We start from the raw sequence: 17,818 nt of genomic DNA, 5'->3' as shown, positions 1-17,818 counted from the left end.
CTCACGTGACACACGTCCTGCAGAACGTCGTCTTTCCCACGGATCGCGACCCTGACCTTCTTCCTCTCTATGTGGACCCCGAGACGTGGTCGGTGATCGATGAAGAGCCCGTCCGGGTATCGAGCCGCGCGCAGCTGGGCAACATCCTCGGCCGCAACACGGCGCGCATCGTCGCGGGCCGACGCGTGTCGTTCGGCACCTACTTCAACGCCTTCCCCGCCTCGTACTGGCAGCACTGGACGCCGGTGCGCGCGGTGACCCTCGTGGTGCGCACGAGCGGAGACGCCACGATCCTCGTCTACCGCTCCAACGGGTCGGGGGTGCGCCAGCGCATCGAGACGAGAGAGGTCGCAGGTTCGACGACGAGCCGCTTCGACCTGGTGCTGGATCAGTACAGCGACGGCGGGTTCATCTGGTTCGACATCGTCGCCGACCAGGAAGACGCGAAGTTCGAAGGCGCTGAGTGGACGACCGAGCAGGAGCCGGCCCGCACGGGCAAGGCGTCCATCGGCATCACGACGTACAACAAGCCCGACTACTGCATCTGGACGTTGCAGAACCTCGCCGACGCCCCCGACGTGCTCGAACTCGTCGACCGCATCTTCCTCATCGACCAGGGCGATCGGCGCGTGGACGCCCAGCCCGAGTACGACGAGGTGTCTGCGGCGCTCGGCGAGACGCTGCAGGTCATCACGCAGCCGAACCTCGGCGGCTCGGGCGGTTTCGCGCGGGCGATGCTCGAGACCCTCGAGCGGCCCGAGAGCGACTTCGTCCAGCTGCTCGATGACGACGTGCGGATCGAGCCCGAGTCCCTGCGCCGCTCGATCGTGCTCGGACAGTTCGCGACCGTGCCGACGATCGTCGGCGCCCACATGTTCGATCTGCTTGACCGCCCGAAGCTGCACGCGTGGGCCGAGGTGGTCGACGAAGAGCCCTTCATGTGGCGCGCGCTCTATCAGGAGCGACTGCCGCACGACTTCAGTGTCGCCAACCTGCGCCAGTCCCCCCAGCTGCACATGCGCCTGGATGCCGACTACAACGGCTGGTGGATGTGCCTCATCCCGCTCGACGTGATCCGCGAAGTCGGGCTCTCGCTGCCCGCCTTCATCAAGTGGGATGACGCGGAGTTCTGCCTGCGCGCCAGGGATGCCGGTTTCCCCACCGTTTCCATGCCCGGAGTCGCCCTGTGGCACGTGTCGTGGGTGGGCAAGGACGACTCGATCGACTGGCAGGCCTACTTCCACGCGCGAAACCGCATCGTGGCCGCACTCCTGCATTCCTCGATGCCCGGCGGCGGCACCCTGCTGCGGCACAGCAGTCGTGTCGACCTCAAGCACCTCATGATGATGCAGTACTACCCCGTCGCCCTTCGGCATCGAGCGCTGCGCGACATCCTCGAGGGGCCCTCCCACATGCGGGCGAACCTCGCCACGGCGATGCCGGCGGCGCGAAAGCTCGCGTCGTCGTTCCCCGAGACGGTCGTGCACAAGGCGTCCGGCGTTCCCCTGCGGGCGCGGCGCGGCCGGCTCGCCTTCAAGCGGACGGTGCGCAACACCTTCGACAGCCCCACGGGTCTGCGCCTGCGCTGGTTCACGCTGTCGACGATCGTCGCGCACTGGCTGCACGCCCCGAAGCCCGAGAACATCGCGCAGCCCGAGGTCGAGTTCGGCAAGCAGGATGCCCACTGGTGGCGCGTGCCGCTCTACGACAGCGCGCTCGTCAACTCGGCCGACGGATCCGGCAAGAACATCTACACGCGCGACCGCGCCAACTTCCGCCGGATGCTGGTGGACAGCGTCCGTCTGCACCGGCGGCTCCGCCGGGAGTGGCCGCGCCTCGCGAAGCAGTACCGTGCCGCCGCACCGGAGCTCACGTCGCGCGACGCATGGGCACGCACGTTCGGAGTCGAGTCATGACGGCTCCCGAGCAGAACCCCGTCCGCAGCTCTGCGGCCTCGTTCGACCCGGCGTCGGCGACGATCGCCATCGTGACCTTCAACCGCTCGGGACTGCTCACTCGCCTGCTCGAGAGCATCGAGCGCATGGATCCCAAGCCGGGCCACGTCGTGATCGTCGACAACGCGTCGTCCGATGACACGACCGAGGTCGTCGAGTCGTTCCGCGAACGGGTCGGCACCGACCTCGTCTACCGCAGGCTCGACACCAACACGGGCGGGTCGGGTGGTTTCAGCGAAGGCATGCGCGTCGCCTTCGAGCTGGGCTCGGACTGGATCTGGCTCATGGACGACGACGTCGAGGTGATCCCCGACGGCCTCGCCAAGATGGGCGCCTGGGCACCGCGTTTCAAGAGCATCCAGGGCCGCCGGTACGACTACGACGGCAGCGAGTTCTACTGGCAGTACCGCATCGCCGAGCGCCTGGGGATCCCGATCCCCTTCGCGCCGTCGAAGTTCGACTCCTCGGGCTTCAAAGAGATGAACTCCGGATGCTTCGAGGGCATGTTCATCCACCGCGACATCGTCGAGCAGATCGGTCTTCCCGACCCGCGCTTCTTCATCTACTGGGACGACCAGACCTACGGTTGGCTCGCATCACGCAAGACGACATCGGTCATCGTCGACGAATTCGTCCTGCGCCGCACGCGCGAGATCAAGCAGTGGGACATGGGCATCCGCCACATGAACGCCTCGAGCGACAACTACCGGTACTACATCATGCGCAACCGCGCGATCATCAAGCAGTACTACCGCGCGCACGGGGTCTACAACCCGGTGCTGTTCGGACTGGGCACCTCACTGACGTTCGCGAAGGAACTCATCCGTCTCATCGCCGTGGAGCGCAAGGTGCGCGGCACGTCGAACCTCTTCCGAGGGCTGAAGGACGGCCGGGCGATCGCTCGCGACGCGTCGTGGCGCCCGATGGAGCCGCTCACCGCAGCGAGCTGACGCCCGTTCAGGCAGCGCGCTGCGTCTCCCACGCCACGGCGTCGCGGATCGCGTCTTCGACCGTGCGCTCCGCACGCCACTGCAGCGCCTCATGGGCGCGGTCGACGATCGCGTAGCCTCCGGCGACGTCACCCGGGCGCCGGGGTCCTTCGCGCACGTCCAACCCGCCCCCGACGACGGACTCGAAGGCGCGCACGAGTTCGCGCACCGTCGTGCCGTGGCCCGTGCCGACGTTGAGGATCCTCGACGGCGTCTCGGACGAGGTGACGTCGTCGAACCGGCGCACGGCTTCGACATGTGCGCGGGCGAGGTCCCACACGTGCACGAAGTCCCGCAGCCCCGACCCGTCGCGTGTGGGCCAGTCCGTGCCCGTCACGGTGAAGGGCTGACCCGTGCGCCATGCGGCCAGCAGCAGGCCCAGCGCGTGCGTCGGCCGTTCGGCGGTGGGGCCGGTCCGCAAACGGGGGTCGCACCCGATCGGGTTGAAGTACCGCAGCGACAGCGCTCGGAGCGCGCCCCCGGCCGCAGCATCCGACAGCACCTGCTCGACCTGCAGCTTGGTTCGGGCGTACGGGCTGGCCGGGGCGACCGGCGCTGACTCATCGAGCCCCGTCCCGAACTCACTCGCGTACACGGATGCCGATGAGCTGAAGACGATCCTCTGGATGCCGTGGCGCTCCAGATGCTGGAAGTGACGGACGGACCGCGCGACGTTGACTTCGTAGTACCCCAGCGGGTCGGCGACCGAGTCCGCGACGACCGTGCGCGCCGCACAGTGGACAACGGCGTCGATGCCGGGGTGCTCGTCGACGATCCGATCGATCAGCGCCGCATCGGCGATATCCCCCCGGTAGAACGCGCGGCCCTCAGCATAGGCTTCGCGCCCCGTCGAGAGGTCGTCGAGGATCACCGGTGCCATTCCGGCGTCGAGACATGCCGAGGCGATGGTGCTGCCGATGTAGCCGGCACCTCCGGTGATGAGGATCTTCACGCCACGCTCCCGTTCTTGTTCCAAGGACATTGCCGAGTGACAGGACCTACGCCGGGTGGTCCGCGTTGTATCGGTCGAGCACTTCGGCGATGGGTGCGTCCATCGCCAGACCGTGCTTGTCGAGGTAGAGACCGCGGACGCAGAATCGCCGAAGGTCGCGTTCGTTGTGCGACACGAAGAACAGCGTGCGCCCCTCGGCGAGCAGCTGGTCGATACGCCGGTAGCACTTCTCGCGGAACGCTTTGTCCCCCACCGCCAGCACTTCGTCGACGAGGAGGATGGGCTCTTCCAGCTGCGACACGACCGAGAAGGCCAGACGCACCTTCATCCCGTTGCTGAGGTGCTTGTACGGAGTGTCGACGAAGTCGGCGAGCTCGGCGAAATCGATGATGTCGTCGAACCGGCGCGAGACCTCGGCTTTCGGCATTCCGTGCAGACCCGCCGTCAGGCGCACGTTCTCGCGCACCGTGAGGTCGCCGACGAATCCGCCCGTGATCTCGATGAGCGGAGCGACGCCGCCGTGCACGGTCACACTGCCCTCGTCGGGGAGCATCACGCCCGCGACGAGCTTCAGCAGGGTGGACTTGCCCTGTCCGTTGCGCCCGACGACCCCGATCGATTCCCCCGGCAGCACATCGAAGCTGACGTCTCGCAGCGCCCAGAACTCCCCCGGTCGACTGCGGCGGGACGAATCGGCGAACAGGTCTTTGAAGCTTCGGCGCCCCCGGCGGTTGCGGCGGAAGCGCACTCCGAGGTCGCGCACCTCGATGGCGAGTTCGGAGGCGGCCATCACAGCTCCTTCAGCAGGGGACGCTCGAGCCGGCGGAAGACGAGCAGACCGACGACGAAAAGGACGATGCACATGGCGACGCTGAGAAGGACGCTCAGGGTGTCCCAGACGTCGGGGAAGAACCCGACGCGGTACAGCGTGAAGATGCCTGAGAGGGGGTTGAACGCGGCGAGCTGAGGGAAGATCCCGGGCAGGTCCGACACCGAGTAGATGATGGGTGACGCGTAGAACAGCATCCGCAGGACCAGCTTCGTCGTGCGCTCCAGATCGGAGTACAGCACGCACAGCGGGGCGATGAGAAGACCGACCCCGACCAGCAGCAACGTCTGCAGCAGGACGGCGACGGGAAACAGCAGGAGCCCCCAGTTGAGTTCGAGCGGGTCCGCGCTCGTGAGCGCCGCCACGACGACGAACGCCACGAGGACGGGGAGCGCGCAGAGGAACTCGACGCCCTTGCTGAGGACGATGCGGATGACCCAGATCGAGCGGGGAATCGCCGTCGATCGCACGAGCCGCGCATCTTTGTTGAAGGCGCGGGTGAAGTCTGAGACGGATGCGTTGAACCACACCCACGGCAGAAGGGCCGTGATGAGGAACACGATGTACGGCGCCTGGCCGACGGTGCGCTGGAAGACCTGCGTGAAGACGAACCAGTAGATGAGGCTCATCACGAGCGGGTCGAGCACCGACCACAGGTAGCCGAGCGCACTCGTGGCATAGCGGACGCGCAGGTCGCGAGCCGACAACAGCCACAGCGAGTGCAGGTAGCGCCGCGGGGATCCGGGGGCGCCGACGGTGGCGGACGTCACGTCGTCGAGTCTAGAGGCGCGCGCTCAGGCGAGCTGGTTGTTCCACATCGACAGCGCCGAGCCGATGGCCATGTGCATGTCGAGGTATTGGTACGTACCCAGTCGTCCGCCGAAGAGAACGCCGTTCTCGCCCTTCGCCAGCTCGCGGTAGGCGAGCAGGCCTTCGCGGTCTTCGGGGGTGTTGACCGGGTAGTAGGGCTCGTCGTCGCGCGTCGCGAAGCGCGAGAACTCCCGCACGATCACGGTCTTGTCGGTCGGGTATCGGTCGGCGCGCTCGGGGTGGAAGTGCTTGAACTCGTGGATGCGGGTGAACGGCACCTCGGCGTCGGCGTAATTCATGACCGATGTGCCCTGGAAGTCACCGATCGAGAGCACTTCCTGCTCGAAGTCGAGCGTGCGCCACGACAGCGAGCCCTCCGCGTAGTCGAAGTAACGGTCGACGGGCCCCGTGTAGACGACGGGCACCTGGCCGACGGTGTCGCGCTTGTTGAGCGGCTGGGTCTCGTCGAAGTAATCGGTCGAGAGCTTCACGTCGATGTTGGGGTGGTCGGCCATCCGCTCGAGCCAGGCGGTGTAGCCGTCGACGGGAAGGCCTTCCCACGTGTCGTTGAAGTAGCGGTTGTCGTAGGTGTACCGCACGGGCAATCGGCTGATGACCTCGGCCGGCAGCTCGGTGGGGTCGGTCTGCCACTGCTTCTTGGTGTAGTCGCGGATGAACGCCTCGTAGAGAGGACGGCCGATGAGCGCGATGCCCTTCTCTTCGAGATTCGCGGCGTTCTTCACATCGAACTCGCCGGCCTGCTCCTGAACGAGCGCGCGGGCTTCGTCCGGGGTGTACGCGGCCTGGAAGAACTGGTTGATCGTGCCGAGGTTGATCGGCAGCGGAAAGACGATGCCCTTGTGGGTCGTGTAGACCCGGTGGACGTAGTTCGTGAACTGCGTGAAGCGGTTGACGTACTCCCACACGGTCGGGTTCGACGTGTGGAAGAGGTGCGCTCCGTAGCGGTGCACCTCGATGCCCGTCTCGGGCTCGTTCTCGCTGTATGCGTTGCCGCCGATGTGGTGACGGCGGTCGATGACGGTGACCTTGCGGCCTGCTGCCGCCGCTCGCTCGGCGATCGTGAGGCCGAAGAAGCCTGAGCCGACGATGAGAAGATCCATGCGGGTGGCCTTTCGGCTGACAACGGAGGACACGGCCGGTCACGGCCGCACCGCCCAAGTCTAGGTGAGTCATGCTGTGCGTCCGGTTCCGGCACAGGCTCGCTCTGGCAAGATTGGCGGGTGCCCCCCACCCAGCCCGCGCGTTCGACCCTGCTCGCGCGCCTGTGGGCGAACAGCGCTGTGCGCTACCTGGTCGTCGGCGGGTTCTGCTTCCTCGTCGATATCGGCCTGCTGTGGCTGCTGCACGATGCGTTCCATGTGCCGCTGGCCATCGCCACGCCGATCGCATTCCTTGCCAGCTTCGTCGTGACCTATTCGCTCCAGCGGATCGTCGCGTTCAGCTCTGACGCGAAGGTCGCGCCGAGCGTGGGTCGTTACACCCTGCTCGTCGCGTTCAATACGGTGGCGACCACCGGTATCGTTGCGGGGTTCGCCGCGCTGGGCGTTCCGTGGGTGATCGGCAAGGTCGTCGCGGTCGCAGCGACGACGGTATGGAACTATTTCGCCTACCGCTTCTGGGTCTTCGCACGACCGGGCACCACGAACACGAAGGACGATCACGATGTATAAGGGCGCCACGATCGCGGCAGTCGTACCGGCCTACCGGGAAGAGAAGATGATCGCGCAGGTCATCGAGACCATGCCCGATTTCGTCGACCACATCGTCATCGTCGACGACTGCAGTCCCGACGACACGAGCGGCGTCGTCCGACGCGTCGACGACCCGCGGGTCGCACTGATCCGCCACGAGGTCAATCAGGGCGTGGGCGGCGCGATCATCACCGGCCACACCGAAGCGATGAGACTGGGCGCCGACATCGACGTCATCATGGCCGGTGACGCACAGATGGATCCCGCGCACCTGCCTTCTCTCCTGGACAAGGTGACCGACGACGGCTACGGCTTCGCCAAGGCGAATCGCTTCTACGCGCCGGAGTCGTTCGCCGGGATGCCGCGGTACCGCGTGCTCGGCAACATCATGTTGTCGTTCATGACCAAGTTCGCCTCCGGCTACTGGAACCTCTTCGACCCGCAGAACGGCTACACGGCCGTCCGCACCGAGGTGCTGCGCCGAGTGCCCCTCGAGCGTGTGGCCAAGCGCTACAGCTTCGAGAACGACCTCCTCATCCACCTGAACATCCTGCAGGTCTCGGCGACCGACGTGCCCATCCCCGCGGTCTACGGCGATGAGGTGTCGAGCATCCGGCTGAGCAAGGTCGTGCCCGAGCTCATGCACCGACTGACCGTCGGATTCTGGACGCGGATCTGGTATCGCTACGTGCTCTGGTCATTCTCGCCGATCGCTCTGCTGCTCTTCGCTGGGCTCTTCCTCGTGGCGTTCGGGCTCGGGTTCAGCATCTGGGTCATGTCCCAGATCGCGGCGTCGGTCGTGGCCACCGCGGCGACGGTCATGCTGGCGGCGCTTCCGCTCGTCATCGGATCGCAGATGCTCTTGACAGCGCTGCAACTGGATATCCAGTTGACGCCGTCACGGCCCGACCTGCAGCCCTACCGCGATCTCAGCGCGGAGCCTGACAAGCGGTGATCCGATAGAGGCGGGCCGCGTCGCCTTCGCTGTCGACGAGTTCGACCACCCCGGCTGACTCGAGGTCGTCCAAACCCGGGTAGGGATGCTCGGCATTGTGGATCTCTCGCGTGCCGAAATCGAGTACCCAGCGCGTGTCTGTCCTCTCGAGCGCCGCGCACACTTCGGGATCATCCTGCGCACGGTTGAGCCCGAGAAGGATCGTCGTCATGTCGGCGTCGAGCTCCTGATAGATGTGCGGAATCAGCACTCGGCGATCGGAGATCGCATACGCCAGCGACGTGCCGGTCCAGGGGCTTCCGACGATCACTTCGTCCTCCGGAACATGGTCGTCGACCCGCTCCAGCAAGGCGACTTCGTCGAGCGTCAGCAACGGCGAGTCGTCCGAGATCGTGTGCATCCATCGCGCGGCAGCGGTCGAACGAGCCATCGGTGCGCTCAGTTGCGTGGCGAGGATCACTCCGACGACCAGGATGCCCGTGATCGCGAGTTCGTTCCGCAGCCGTGCCTGCTGGGTGCGCGAACGCGTGTATCGGGTGATCATGGTGACCAGGGCGCCGAAGCCCACCGCCGCGAGAGGGATCACGACGACCGGGAACAGCGCCATGACACGGTACATGTCGCTGTACCAGGTTCCGGTGAGCCCGTAGCGCAGAAGACTGTACGGGGCGGCGGCGCCCACGACATAGATGACGGCGAGCGTCGCCCAGCCCGCGACGAGCCACCATTTCGAGCGCATCCCGACGAGCACGACGATGATCCCCACGATCATGAGGAGCGTCGGCGCCCACTCGACAGGCAATCCCTTGTGCGAGTTCGTGAGCACCTCGACCACCGCGCCGCCGAAGGACGTGAAGGGACCCCAGAACGCCTGCTCCATCGTGGGACGGGCAACGATAAGGATCGCGGCGACGACAGCCAGGCCCGCCGCCCACAGCAGCACTGAGGCCCACACGCGCACACGTGGTCGTTCGCGTGCACTGCGGAAGTACCGAAGGCCCGCGGCAGCGGCCGGCCAGAACCCGATGGCGAAGAACGCCATGAGCGTGCTGGGGTGGGCGAGAGCAAGAGTGGGGATCCACGCCAGCAGAAGCACCCATGCCACGACACGACTGCCGCCGAGGTCGGCGCCCACGCGCGCCACCGCGATCAGCGCCGCGAGCACGGAAGGCAGAAGCGCGATCGACAGGACGTTCGGGTACAGCACCCCGAAATCGAGCATGAGCAGCGGGAAACCGGCCATGCCCGCGGCGAGGACTCCGGCGACGAGCAGCGGTGCGGGCTGTCGTCCCGAGATCTGGCGCACGAGATAGACGCAGCCGAGGGGCCAGACCAGTCCGGCGACGAGCAGGGCGGTGAGGTTCGTGGCTGCCGCCACCGAGGCGCCCGTCAGCCCCGCGACGAGCGCGGTCACCGCGTGCCAGAGACTGGGATAGAAGCCCGGGATGAGTTGCTCGGTCGGGGCCGCGGCGCCCGTATCGAGCATGTGCCGCACGGCGTTCAGGTGATAGATGTTGTCGAACGTCTGCGAGATCGACTCCGGGTCGCCGAACACCGTGAGCAGCCGCGGGATCAGCAGCGCTGCTCCGAGCGCGACGGCGATCCACGGCGCCCACCGCCGCGACCAGTGGACCGCGGGCGACGCGGCGGGCACGGGCACGAAGCGACGCCCGATCACCCAGGCCGCAGCGGCGACGACGACGGTCGTGACCGCCACCGGGAGAAGCGACCAGCGGAAGGGGACGACGACCGCCACCATCGTGGTCAGACCGATCACGGCGAGGCTGAGCGGGGGCGCGGCCGCGGCGAGCGCGAAGCCGCGCAAGCGCAGGAGCGCTCCGATCAGAAGGCCTGGCGCGAAAAGGACGCCGAACACCACGAGCACGGACCCCCACTGAGCGAACCACATGTCAGCAGTGAGCCCCTCGGTCGCCTGGGCAGGTCTCGATCATATTCACGGGGACTCCTCGGGCCTTTCGGCTCGGCGGGCAAGGCAACGGGCAAGTCTACCGCTGTGTCACGATGGGCAGATGAAAGGCATCATCCTCGCTGGTGGCTCCGGCACTCGACTGCACCCGATCACCCTGGGCGTCTCGAAGCAGCTCGTGCCGGTGTACGACAAGCCGATGGTCTACTACCCGCTGTCGACGCTCATGCTCGCCGGCATCCGTGACATCCTCGTCATCACGACTCCGCACGATGCGGCCCACTTCGAGCGACTGCTCGGAGACGGATCCCAGTTCGGGGTCTCGATCACGTTCGCGCAGCAGCCCTCGCCCGACGGCCTCGCGCAGGCGTTCACGATCGGGGCGGACTTCATCGGCGACGACAACGTCGCTCTCGTCCTCGGCGACAATCTGCTGTACGGGCCCGGGCTCGGCACGAGACTGTCCCGGTTCGCCGACATCCAGGGCGGCGCGGTCTTCGCCTACTGGGTCTCGGACCCGCAGGCCTACGGCGTCGTCGAGTTCGACGAGTCCGGCGCCGCGGTCTCGCTCGAAGAGAAGCCGTCCGAGCCCAAGAGCAATTACGCGGTTCCCGGTCTGTACTTCTACGACAACGACGTCGTCGAGATCGCTCGATCGCTGACTCCGAGCGCTCGCGGCGAGTACGAGATCACCGACGTCAACCGCGCCTACCTCGAACGCGGCGCCCTGTCGGTCGAGGTGCTCCCCCGCGGGACGGCGTGGCTGGACACCGGCACCTTCGACCAGATGACCGATGCCGCGGATTACGTCCGAACCATGGAGCGGCGCACCGGCATGAAGATCGGGGCGCCCGAAGAGGTCGCGTGGCGACAGGGCTTCCTCTCGGACGATGAATTCCGCGAGCGCGCGCAGAAGCTCGTCAAGTCGGGGTACGGAACCTATCTGCTCGCGACGTTGGAAAGAGGGCGCTGATGTCGAAGCTGCTCGTGACCGGCGGAGCCGGGTTCATCGGTTCGAACTTCGTGCACCACGTCGTCGCCCACACCGATCACCACGTCACTGTGCTGGACAAGCTGACGTATGCCGGCAACCGCGCCTCGCTTGCCGGGCTGCCCGAGGACCGAGTGCGTTTCGTGCTCGGCGACATCACGGACGCCCCCTTGGTGGACGACCTCTTCAGCGAGGTCGACGCCGTCGTGCACTACGCCGCCGAATCGCACAACGACAACTCGCTGCACGACCCGCGACCGTTTCTCGACACGAACATCGTCGGCACGTACACCCTCCTCGAAGCCGCGCGCAAGCACGACCGCCGACTGCATCACATCTCGACCGACGAGGTCTACGGCGACCTCGAGCTGGACGACCCGGAGCGCTTCACCGAGCAGACGCCGTACAACCCGTCGAGCCCGTACTCATCGACCAAGGCCGGCAGCGACCTGCTCGTCCGCGCCTGGGTGCGATCCTTCGGCGTGCGTGCGACGATCTCGAACTGCTCGAACAACTACGGGCCGTACCAGCACGTCGAGAAGTTCATCCCCCGGCAGATCACCAACGTCATCCGCGGCATCCGTCCGAAACTGTACGGCAAGGGTGAGAACGTACGCGACTGGATCCATGCAGACGACCACTCGTCGGCGGTGCTGACGATCCTCGACAAGGGAGTCATCGGCGAGACCTACCTCATCGGGGCAGACGGCGAGAAGAACAACAAGGACGTCGTCGAACTCATCCTTCGGCTCATGGGGCAGCCTCAGGACGCATACGATCACGTCACCGACCGCGCCGGGCATGACCTGCGGTACGCCATCGACTACACGAAGCTGCGCACCGAACTCGGGTGGACGCCGACGTACGGCGACTTCGAGACGGGACTGGCCGCGACGATCCAGTGGTATCAGGACAACGAATCGTGGTGGGCGCCGGCGAAAGACGGTGTCGAAGCGTTCTACGCCTCCAAGGGACAGTGATGACGGTCGACGACGTGGAGTTCGGGAAGGAACTGCGGGTCACTCCGACCCCGATTCCGGGGCTCATCGTGTTCGACCTGCCGGTCCACGGCGATGCGCGCGGCTGGTTCAAGGAGAACTGGCAGCGCGAGAAGATGACGTCGCTCGGCCTCGAGGACTTCGGGCCCGTGCAGAACAACATCTCGTTCAACGACGCCGTCGGCACGACCCGCGGAATCCACGCCGAGCCGTGGGACAAATGGGTGTCCGTCGCGACGGGGCGGATCTTCGGCGCGTGGGTCGATCTCCGTGAAGGGCCGACGTTCGGAGCGGTCTTCACGACCGAGCTCGACCCGTCTCGCGCCATCTTCGTGCCGCGGGGTGTCGGCAATTCCTACCAGACGCTCGAGCCCGACACCGCGTACACGTACCTCGTGAACGACCACTGGTCGCCCGCCGCGGCGTACTCGTTCCTGAATCTCGCCGATGAGGCCGCCGCAATCTCGTGGCCGATCCCGCTCGAAGACGCCGAGATCTCTGCGAAGGACACTGCGCACCCGCGTCTGGACGAGGTGACACCGATCCCGCCGCGCAAGATCCTCGTGCTGGGGGCTGCCGGCCAGCTGGGGCAGGCGCTTCGCGCCGAGTTCGGGGATGCCGCGCACATCGAGTACGCCACGCGAGCTGACCTCGACCTGGCCTCGCCGGACATCGATTCTGCCCGCCGCTGGCGCGAGTACGGCACGATCATCAATGCGGCGGCGTACACGGCGGTCGATCTCGCCGAGACCGACCAGGGGCGCCGTGACGCGTGGGCCGCGAATGCCGTCGGCGTCGCCACGCTGGCCCGTGTCGCCTCGCGCCACGGCATCGTCCTCGTTCATGTCTCGACCGACTACGTCTTCGACGGCAGCGCCCCCGGCGCCTACCGCGAAGACGACGCCCTCTGTCCACTCGGCGTCTACGGGCAGTCCAAGGCGGCGGGCGATCTCGCGGTCAGCGTCACGCCGCGTCAGTACATCGTGCGCACCTCGTGGGTCATCGGCGACGGGGGCAACTTCGTCCGGACGATGGCGCGCCTGGCAGCCGACGATGTGAATCCCCGGGTGGTCGATGATCAGGTCGGGCGTCTGACCTTCACGAGCGATATCGCCCGCGGCATCCGCCATCTGGTCGAGACCGATGCTCCATACGGCACCTACAACCTCACGGGAGCGGGCGAACCGACCTCCTGGGCCGACGTCGCCCGTCTGGTCTTCGCACTGACCGGTCACGATCCCGGTCGTGTGACCGGGTGCTCCACCGAGGACTACTTCGCGTCAGCGAGGATGCCCGTCGCTCCCCGGCCGCGCAACAGTGTGCTCGACATCGCGAAGATCGAAGCGACCGGGTTCACACCGGCGGATGCGCGCGATGCGCTCGGGGCGTGGCTACGCCGCTGAGCTCTCATGGCGGGCGAGGTCGGTCTCGCGCCGTCGCTCCCCCCATGCAGGTGGACGGTAAAGCCAGCGCAGCGGGCTACGCATCGCGAAGTCGTGCATCGCGGTGCTCGCCCAGACGAGCAGCACGGTCGTCACGGGCACGAACAGGACGATCACTGCGGACGAGTCGACGGCGAACCCCGGCCACACCTGTCGAAGCGCAATGAGTCCGGCGGCGAGCACTTCCACAAGGAACGCGTGACCGACATAGATCGCCAGGGTGCGCGATGCGAGGTACCGGGACAGTCTTCGCACCGGACGTGAGCGGCTCATCAGCACGCTGATCCCGATCACCGCGCCCACGCCCGAGATGCTCAGCAAGGGCGCCTTGGCCACGCCCAGCGGGATGCCGTCCGCGAGGAGAATCGCGCCGAAAACAAGCGACGGCCCGATGACCAAGAAGATCGGGTGTCTGCCGGCGCGGATCACGAGGCGGTGACCGAAACAGCCCACGAGGAACCACACGAGGAAGACCGTCCAGCGCGAAAGATCCAGCGCGAGCGGTGGGTACAGAGACTCGTTCGCCCAGGCCATGATGGGGCCGCGCAGCACATAGGCGAGCAGAGCCGTCGACACGATGGCGAGGACCGGGAAGCCCCGCGCGAGCTTCGCGATGACGAGGAAGACGATCAGCGCCGGGAGGAACCAGAGGTGGCCGGCACCGAAGACGAGCGCGTCCGCGAGGGGGCGGAGGTGGGGCGAGCCTTCGGCGTGCAGGCGAAGACTCCAAAAGGGCGAGATGAGCAGCGTCCAGATGAAGAACGGCCACAGCAGGTCGAGCAGCCGGGTCCGGCCGAGGTCTCGCCAGCTGCGGTGGACAGCGCGGGTGGCGAGAAGTCCCGAGACCAGGAAGAAGAGCGGGATGCGCACGGGAACGAGCGCCACACTGAGTGTGCGCCACGCAGCTGCAAGGGGGTGGGTTGCACCTTCGAAGATGAAGCCGAAGAGCCAGCCCGAGACATGATAGACGACCACCAGGACGATCGCGATCGTCTTGGCCGTGTCCACCCAGTCGATACGGCTCGTCCGCTCGGCCGTCTCACGGATGACAGAGGGCACGTCGTCGGCGGGTCGAGCGGCGGCGGTCAGGCGGAGCCGACGACGATCCGCGGGATGCCCGCCCAGAGAGCGGCGTCCGTCGCGTTACGTCCGTCGACCATCAGGCGGATGCCCGGGAGCTGCTCCGGCGAGAGCGACCGGTACGCTGCGTGGTCGGTCTGCAGCACGGCGAGATCGACGGGATCGCCCAGCGTGTGCGGCTCGAAGCCGAGTGCGCGCAGCTCGTCGTCCGAGTAGAGCGGATCGTGCACGGTCACCGTGGCTCCGCGCGACGCCAACGCTTCGACGGTCGGGAAGACACCCGAGAAAGCCGATTCCTTGACTCCCCCGCGATACGACGCGCCGAGCACGACGGCGCGAAGTCCGTCGAGCGATCCCAGGATGCCCTCGGCCTGGGCCACCATGCGCTCCGGCATCGAGGCGTTCAGGATGCGTGCCGTGCGCACGATGTCGGCGTCCGGATCAGTCGCGAGGTACAGGCGCGGGTACACCGGGATGCAGTGGCCGCCGACCGCGATGCCGGGACGATGGATGTGACTGTACGGCTGCGAGTTGCAGGCCTCGATCACTTCGTAGACATTGATGCCGTACTGAGCGGCGAAGAGCCCGAACTGGTTGGCGAGCCCGATGTTGACGTCGCGGTAGGTCGTCTCGGCGAGCTTGGCCATCTCGGACGCTTCGGCGCTCCCGAGGTCCCATACGCCGTTCGGCCGGGGAAGGTCGTCGCGTTCGTCGAACTGCAGCACGGCCTCGTAGAACTCGCGGGCACGCTGGGCGCCCTCCTCCGACAGACCGCCGATGAGCTTGGGGTACTTGCGCAGGTCGGCGAACACCCGACCGGTCAACACCCGCTCGGGTGAGAAGACGACGTGGAAGTCCTCGCCCTCGACGAGACCCGATCCCTCTTCGAGCATGGGCTTCCAGCGACCGCGCGTGGTTCCGACCGGAAGGGTCGTCTCGTAGGAGACGAGTGTGCCCGGCGTGAGGTGCTCGGCCAGGGAGCGCGTGGCGGAATCCATCCAGGCGAAATCGGGCTCCCACGTCGTGTCGTTGACGAACAGCGGCACCACGACCACGACGGCGTCAGCGCCCGGGATCGCCTCGGAGTAGTCCGTTGTGGCGCGCAGGCCACCGGCGGGGACGACGTGGCTGAGCTTCTCCTGCAGGTGCGCCTCGCCGGGGAAGGGCTCGCGCGCCGCGTTGACGCTGTCGACGGTCGCGGGGTTGACGTCGACGCCGATGACTTCATGCCCCGAGTCGGCGAACTGTACAGCGAGGGGAAGGCCGATCTTTCCGAGGGCCACAACGGCGATGCGCATGGGTTCCAGTCTATTGCGGCACGGGATCGGGTCGGGTATGCCCGTATCCGGACCAGACGCCGGCCTCTTCAGAAAGATCGGGGAGATGCGCGCCGCGACAGCTAGGACGCCTCGCGATGGTCGAGTTCGGGGAAGCGACTCACCAGCTCGTAGATGTCCGCTGACGAGAACAGGCCCCCGGCGGGCCGCAGTCGCGCGTAAGCCTCCCGCACGAACGCGAGGTCGGCGGGGGTGTCGACCGTCCACCGCAGGTCGGAGCGATCCTCAGCCTGAACGACCGAGGTCAAGGTGAATCGGTCCGGGCGACTGTAGATGCCCAGGGTGACGTGTTCGCGCTCCCGCTCCGTCGCGACGTCGGCCACTCGCCGCAGTGCCGCTGTGGTCACCGATTCCACGTCGAGTCCGCGCGGGTAGGTGCGCTGAAGGACGTTCGACGCGTAGTCGACCTCGCGCTCGTCGTGGGCGCGCACGACGGCGTCGATCACGTCGGGGTCGGTCAGGGGGCAGTCGGCCGTCAACCGCACGATGCGTTCTGCGCCGAGCGATTCCGCCGCGGCGAGGTAGCGTCCGAGCACGTCTTCGAGCGCGCCGCGAAAGACCTCGACCCCTCGCGATGAGAGAGCTTCGACCAGCACATCGTCGCTCGGGTCGACCGAAGTGACGACCACGGTCCGGTCCACCGTCTCGGCCTGGGCGATGCGGGCGAGCTGCCTCACGATCATGGGCTCGCCGTCGAGGTCAGCCAGCACTTTGCCCGGCAGACGCGACGAACTCATGCGGGCCTGAACGAGAGCCAAGACCATCAGGACCTCGACCCCGCGGCGCGGTCGAGTTCGGCGATCACCCGATCGGCAGCGTGTCCGTCTCCGTAGGGTTCAGCTGTCGTATCCGCCGGGCGCGGCCTCATGACCGCCGCAGCGATCTCGTCGGCAGTCTGGGCAAGGCGGTTCCAGCCCAGGTCGACGGTTTCGGTCCATTCGGTCTCGGTCCGCACCGTCGTGCACGGCACCCGCAGAAGGAATGCCTCCTTCTGCAGGCCGCCCGAGTCCGTCACGACACCCGCCGAGGCCAGTGCCATCGAGATCAGTTCGGCGTACGGGAGCGGATCGGACACGCGAAGCGATCCCTGAGCCAGTTCCACGCCCATTTCCCGCGCTCGCGCCCGCACGCGAGGATGCGCCAGGAGGACCGTCGGACGGTCGAGCTCGGAAAGCGCCGTCACGATCTGCCGAAGGCGGACCGGGTCATCCGTGTTGTCGGCTCGATGGATCGTCGCCAAGTAGAAGCCGCCGGTTTCGAGCTGGAACTCGCTCAGCGCCGACGGCGTGGCGCGGACCGAATCCCGCACGGCATACAGAACGTCGGTCATGACGTCACCGACGAGCACTGCCCGGTCGGACAGCCCTTCATCCGCCAAGTGCGAGAGTGCGACCTCGGTGGGAGCGAGCAGGAGGTCTGCGGCATGATCCGTCAAGACACGATTGTGTTCTTCGGGCATGCGGCGGTTGAACGATCGCAGACCCGCTTCCAGGTGAGCAACGGGATAGTGCAGCTTCACCGCGCTCAGCGCGGCCGCCAGGGTCGAGTTGGTATCGCCGTAGACCAGAACCCAGTCCGGCTGATGCTCGAGGATGACGGCGTCCAACGCGCCGAGCATCGCGCCCGTCTGCACGCCGTGCGAGCCGGACCCCACGCCGAGGTGCACATCCGGCGCAGGAATATCGAGATCCCGGAAGAAGACGTCCGACAGGAGCGGATCGTAATGCTGCCCCGTGTGGACGATGACATGGTGGACACCCGCGCGAGCTGCCGCGTGCGCGATGGGTGCGAGCTTCACGAACTGGGGGCGCGCGCCGACGACGCTCATCACCTTCACGGAC

General features: G+C 66.9%; 16 protein-coding genes. 7 read left to right on the top strand and 9 right to left on the bottom strand.

Going from position 1 to position 17,818, the window contains the following annotated elements; translation table 11 throughout:
- Nucleotides 1-5: 5 nt before the first annotated feature.
- Both AC25YV_RS01535 and AC25YV_RS01530 read left to right on the top strand, forming a co-directional pair.
- Complete coding sequence (locus AC25YV_RS01535) at nucleotides 6-1,916, top strand: glycosyltransferase (RefSeq protein ID WP_488122060.1); 1,911 nt, start codon at nucleotides 6-8, stop codon at nucleotides 1,914-1,916.
- Nucleotides 1,913-2,905, top strand: a complete 993-nt coding sequence (locus AC25YV_RS01530) for a glycosyltransferase family 2 protein (protein ID WP_488122059.1) — start codon at nucleotides 1,913-1,915, stop codon at nucleotides 2,903-2,905. Before AC25YV_RS01535 ends, AC25YV_RS01530 begins: the two co-directional genes overlap by 4 nt.
- Nucleotides 2,906-2,912: 7 nt before the next feature.
- Here the strand turns inward: AC25YV_RS01530 and galE are convergent, their stop codons facing one another.
- From galE to glf, 4 genes are read right to left on the bottom strand one after another with little or no spacing between them, the layout of a single operon-like run.
- The gene (gene galE, locus AC25YV_RS01525; RefSeq protein WP_488122058.1) at nucleotides 2,913-3,896 is read right to left on the bottom strand and encodes a UDP-glucose 4-epimerase GalE; all 984 of its coding nucleotides are present in this window, start codon (nucleotides 3,894-3,896) and stop codon (nucleotides 2,913-2,915) included.
- A 46-nt stretch (nucleotides 3,897-3,942) separates the two neighbouring features.
- On the bottom strand, nucleotides 3,943-4,686 hold the full coding sequence (locus tag AC25YV_RS01520; RefSeq protein WP_488122057.1) for an ABC transporter ATP-binding protein: 744 nt from the start codon (nucleotides 4,684-4,686) through the stop codon (nucleotides 3,943-3,945).
- Nucleotides 4,686-5,495 (bottom strand): ABC transporter permease, encoded by an 810-nt coding sequence (locus AC25YV_RS01515; protein ID WP_488122056.1) that lies wholly within the window; start codon nucleotides 5,493-5,495, stop codon nucleotides 4,686-4,688. The genes AC25YV_RS01520 and AC25YV_RS01515 overlap by 1 nt, the downstream gene beginning before the upstream one ends.
- Before the next feature lie 24 nt (nucleotides 5,496-5,519).
- Nucleotides 5,520-6,656 carry a UDP-galactopyranose mutase gene (gene glf / locus AC25YV_RS01510; protein WP_488122055.1) on the bottom strand — a complete coding sequence of 379 codons (1,137 nt, stop codon included), beginning with the start codon at nucleotides 6,654-6,656 and terminating at the stop codon, nucleotides 5,520-5,522.
- A gap of 120 nt (nucleotides 6,657-6,776) precedes the next feature.
- Here glf and AC25YV_RS01505 point away from each other — a divergent pair, with 120 nt between their 5' ends.
- Together AC25YV_RS01505 and AC25YV_RS01500 are read left to right on the top strand one after the other, a co-directional pair.
- Complete coding sequence (locus tag AC25YV_RS01505; protein ID WP_488122054.1) at nucleotides 6,777-7,226, top strand: GtrA family protein; 450 nt, start codon at nucleotides 6,777-6,779, stop codon at nucleotides 7,224-7,226.
- Complete coding sequence (locus tag AC25YV_RS01500) at nucleotides 7,219-8,202, top strand: glycosyltransferase family 2 protein (RefSeq protein ID WP_488122053.1); 984 nt, start codon at nucleotides 7,219-7,221, stop codon at nucleotides 8,200-8,202. The genes AC25YV_RS01505 and AC25YV_RS01500 overlap by 8 nt, the downstream gene beginning before the upstream one ends.
- Here the strand turns inward: AC25YV_RS01500 and AC25YV_RS01495 are convergent.
- Nucleotides 8,177-10,111 carry a DUF6541 family protein gene (locus AC25YV_RS01495; protein ID WP_488122052.1) on the bottom strand — a complete coding sequence of 645 codons (1,935 nt, stop codon included), beginning with the start codon at nucleotides 10,109-10,111 and terminating at the stop codon, nucleotides 8,177-8,179. The two genes, AC25YV_RS01500 and AC25YV_RS01495, sit on opposite strands and share 26 nt — an antisense overlap.
- Before the next feature lie 121 nt (nucleotides 10,112-10,232).
- Between AC25YV_RS01495 and rfbA the strand changes: the two genes are divergently transcribed.
- From rfbA to rfbD, 3 genes are read left to right on the top strand one after another with little or no spacing between them, the layout of a single operon-like run.
- Entirely contained in the window at nucleotides 10,233-11,102 is an 870-nt protein-coding gene (rfbA, locus tag AC25YV_RS01490; protein ID WP_488122051.1) for a glucose-1-phosphate thymidylyltransferase RfbA, read from the top strand.
- A complete protein-coding gene (rfbB, locus tag AC25YV_RS01485; protein ID WP_488122050.1) occupies nucleotides 11,102-12,100 on the top strand; it encodes a dTDP-glucose 4,6-dehydratase in 999 nt (332 codons plus the stop codon). The genes rfbA and rfbB overlap by 1 nt, the downstream gene beginning before the upstream one ends.
- Entirely contained in the window at nucleotides 12,100-13,521 is a 1,422-nt protein-coding gene (gene rfbD / locus AC25YV_RS01480) for a dTDP-4-dehydrorhamnose reductase (protein WP_488122049.1), read from the top strand. The genes rfbB and rfbD overlap by 1 nt, the downstream gene beginning before the upstream one ends.
- On the opposite strand, the gene AC25YV_RS01475 is transcribed toward rfbD, so the two are convergent.
- The 4 genes from AC25YV_RS01475 to wecB all read right to left on the bottom strand — a co-directional run bounded on the left by AC25YV_RS01475 (nucleotide 13,510) and on the right by wecB (nucleotide 17,814).
- Nucleotides 13,510-14,619, bottom strand: a complete 1,110-nt coding sequence (locus AC25YV_RS01475; protein ID WP_488122048.1) for an acyltransferase family protein — start codon at nucleotides 14,617-14,619, stop codon at nucleotides 13,510-13,512. The genes rfbD and AC25YV_RS01475 overlap by 12 nt on opposite strands.
- Before the next feature lie 26 nt (nucleotides 14,620-14,645).
- Nucleotides 14,646-15,938: a nucleotide sugar dehydrogenase gene (locus AC25YV_RS01470; RefSeq protein ID WP_488122047.1), complete on the bottom strand. Its 1,293-nt coding sequence runs from the start codon at nucleotides 15,936-15,938 to the stop codon at nucleotides 14,646-14,648.
- Nucleotides 15,939-16,039: 101 nt separating this feature from the next.
- Entirely contained in the window at nucleotides 16,040-16,741 is a 702-nt protein-coding gene (locus tag AC25YV_RS01465) for a cytidylyltransferase domain-containing protein (RefSeq protein ID WP_488122046.1), read from the bottom strand.
- Nucleotides 16,741-17,814 carry a non-hydrolyzing UDP-N-acetylglucosamine 2-epimerase gene (wecB, locus tag AC25YV_RS01460; protein WP_488122045.1) on the bottom strand — a complete coding sequence of 358 codons (1,074 nt, stop codon included), beginning with the start codon at nucleotides 17,812-17,814 and terminating at the stop codon, nucleotides 16,741-16,743. Before wecB ends, AC25YV_RS01465 begins: the two co-directional genes overlap by 1 nt.
- Nucleotides 17,815-17,818 lie beyond the last annotated feature (4 nt).

This window comes from Microbacterium sp. Y832, from assembly GCF_057669765.1.
The sequence above is the reverse complement of the archived record's forward strand: the minus strand, read 5'-3'. Positions and strand labels throughout refer to the sequence as shown.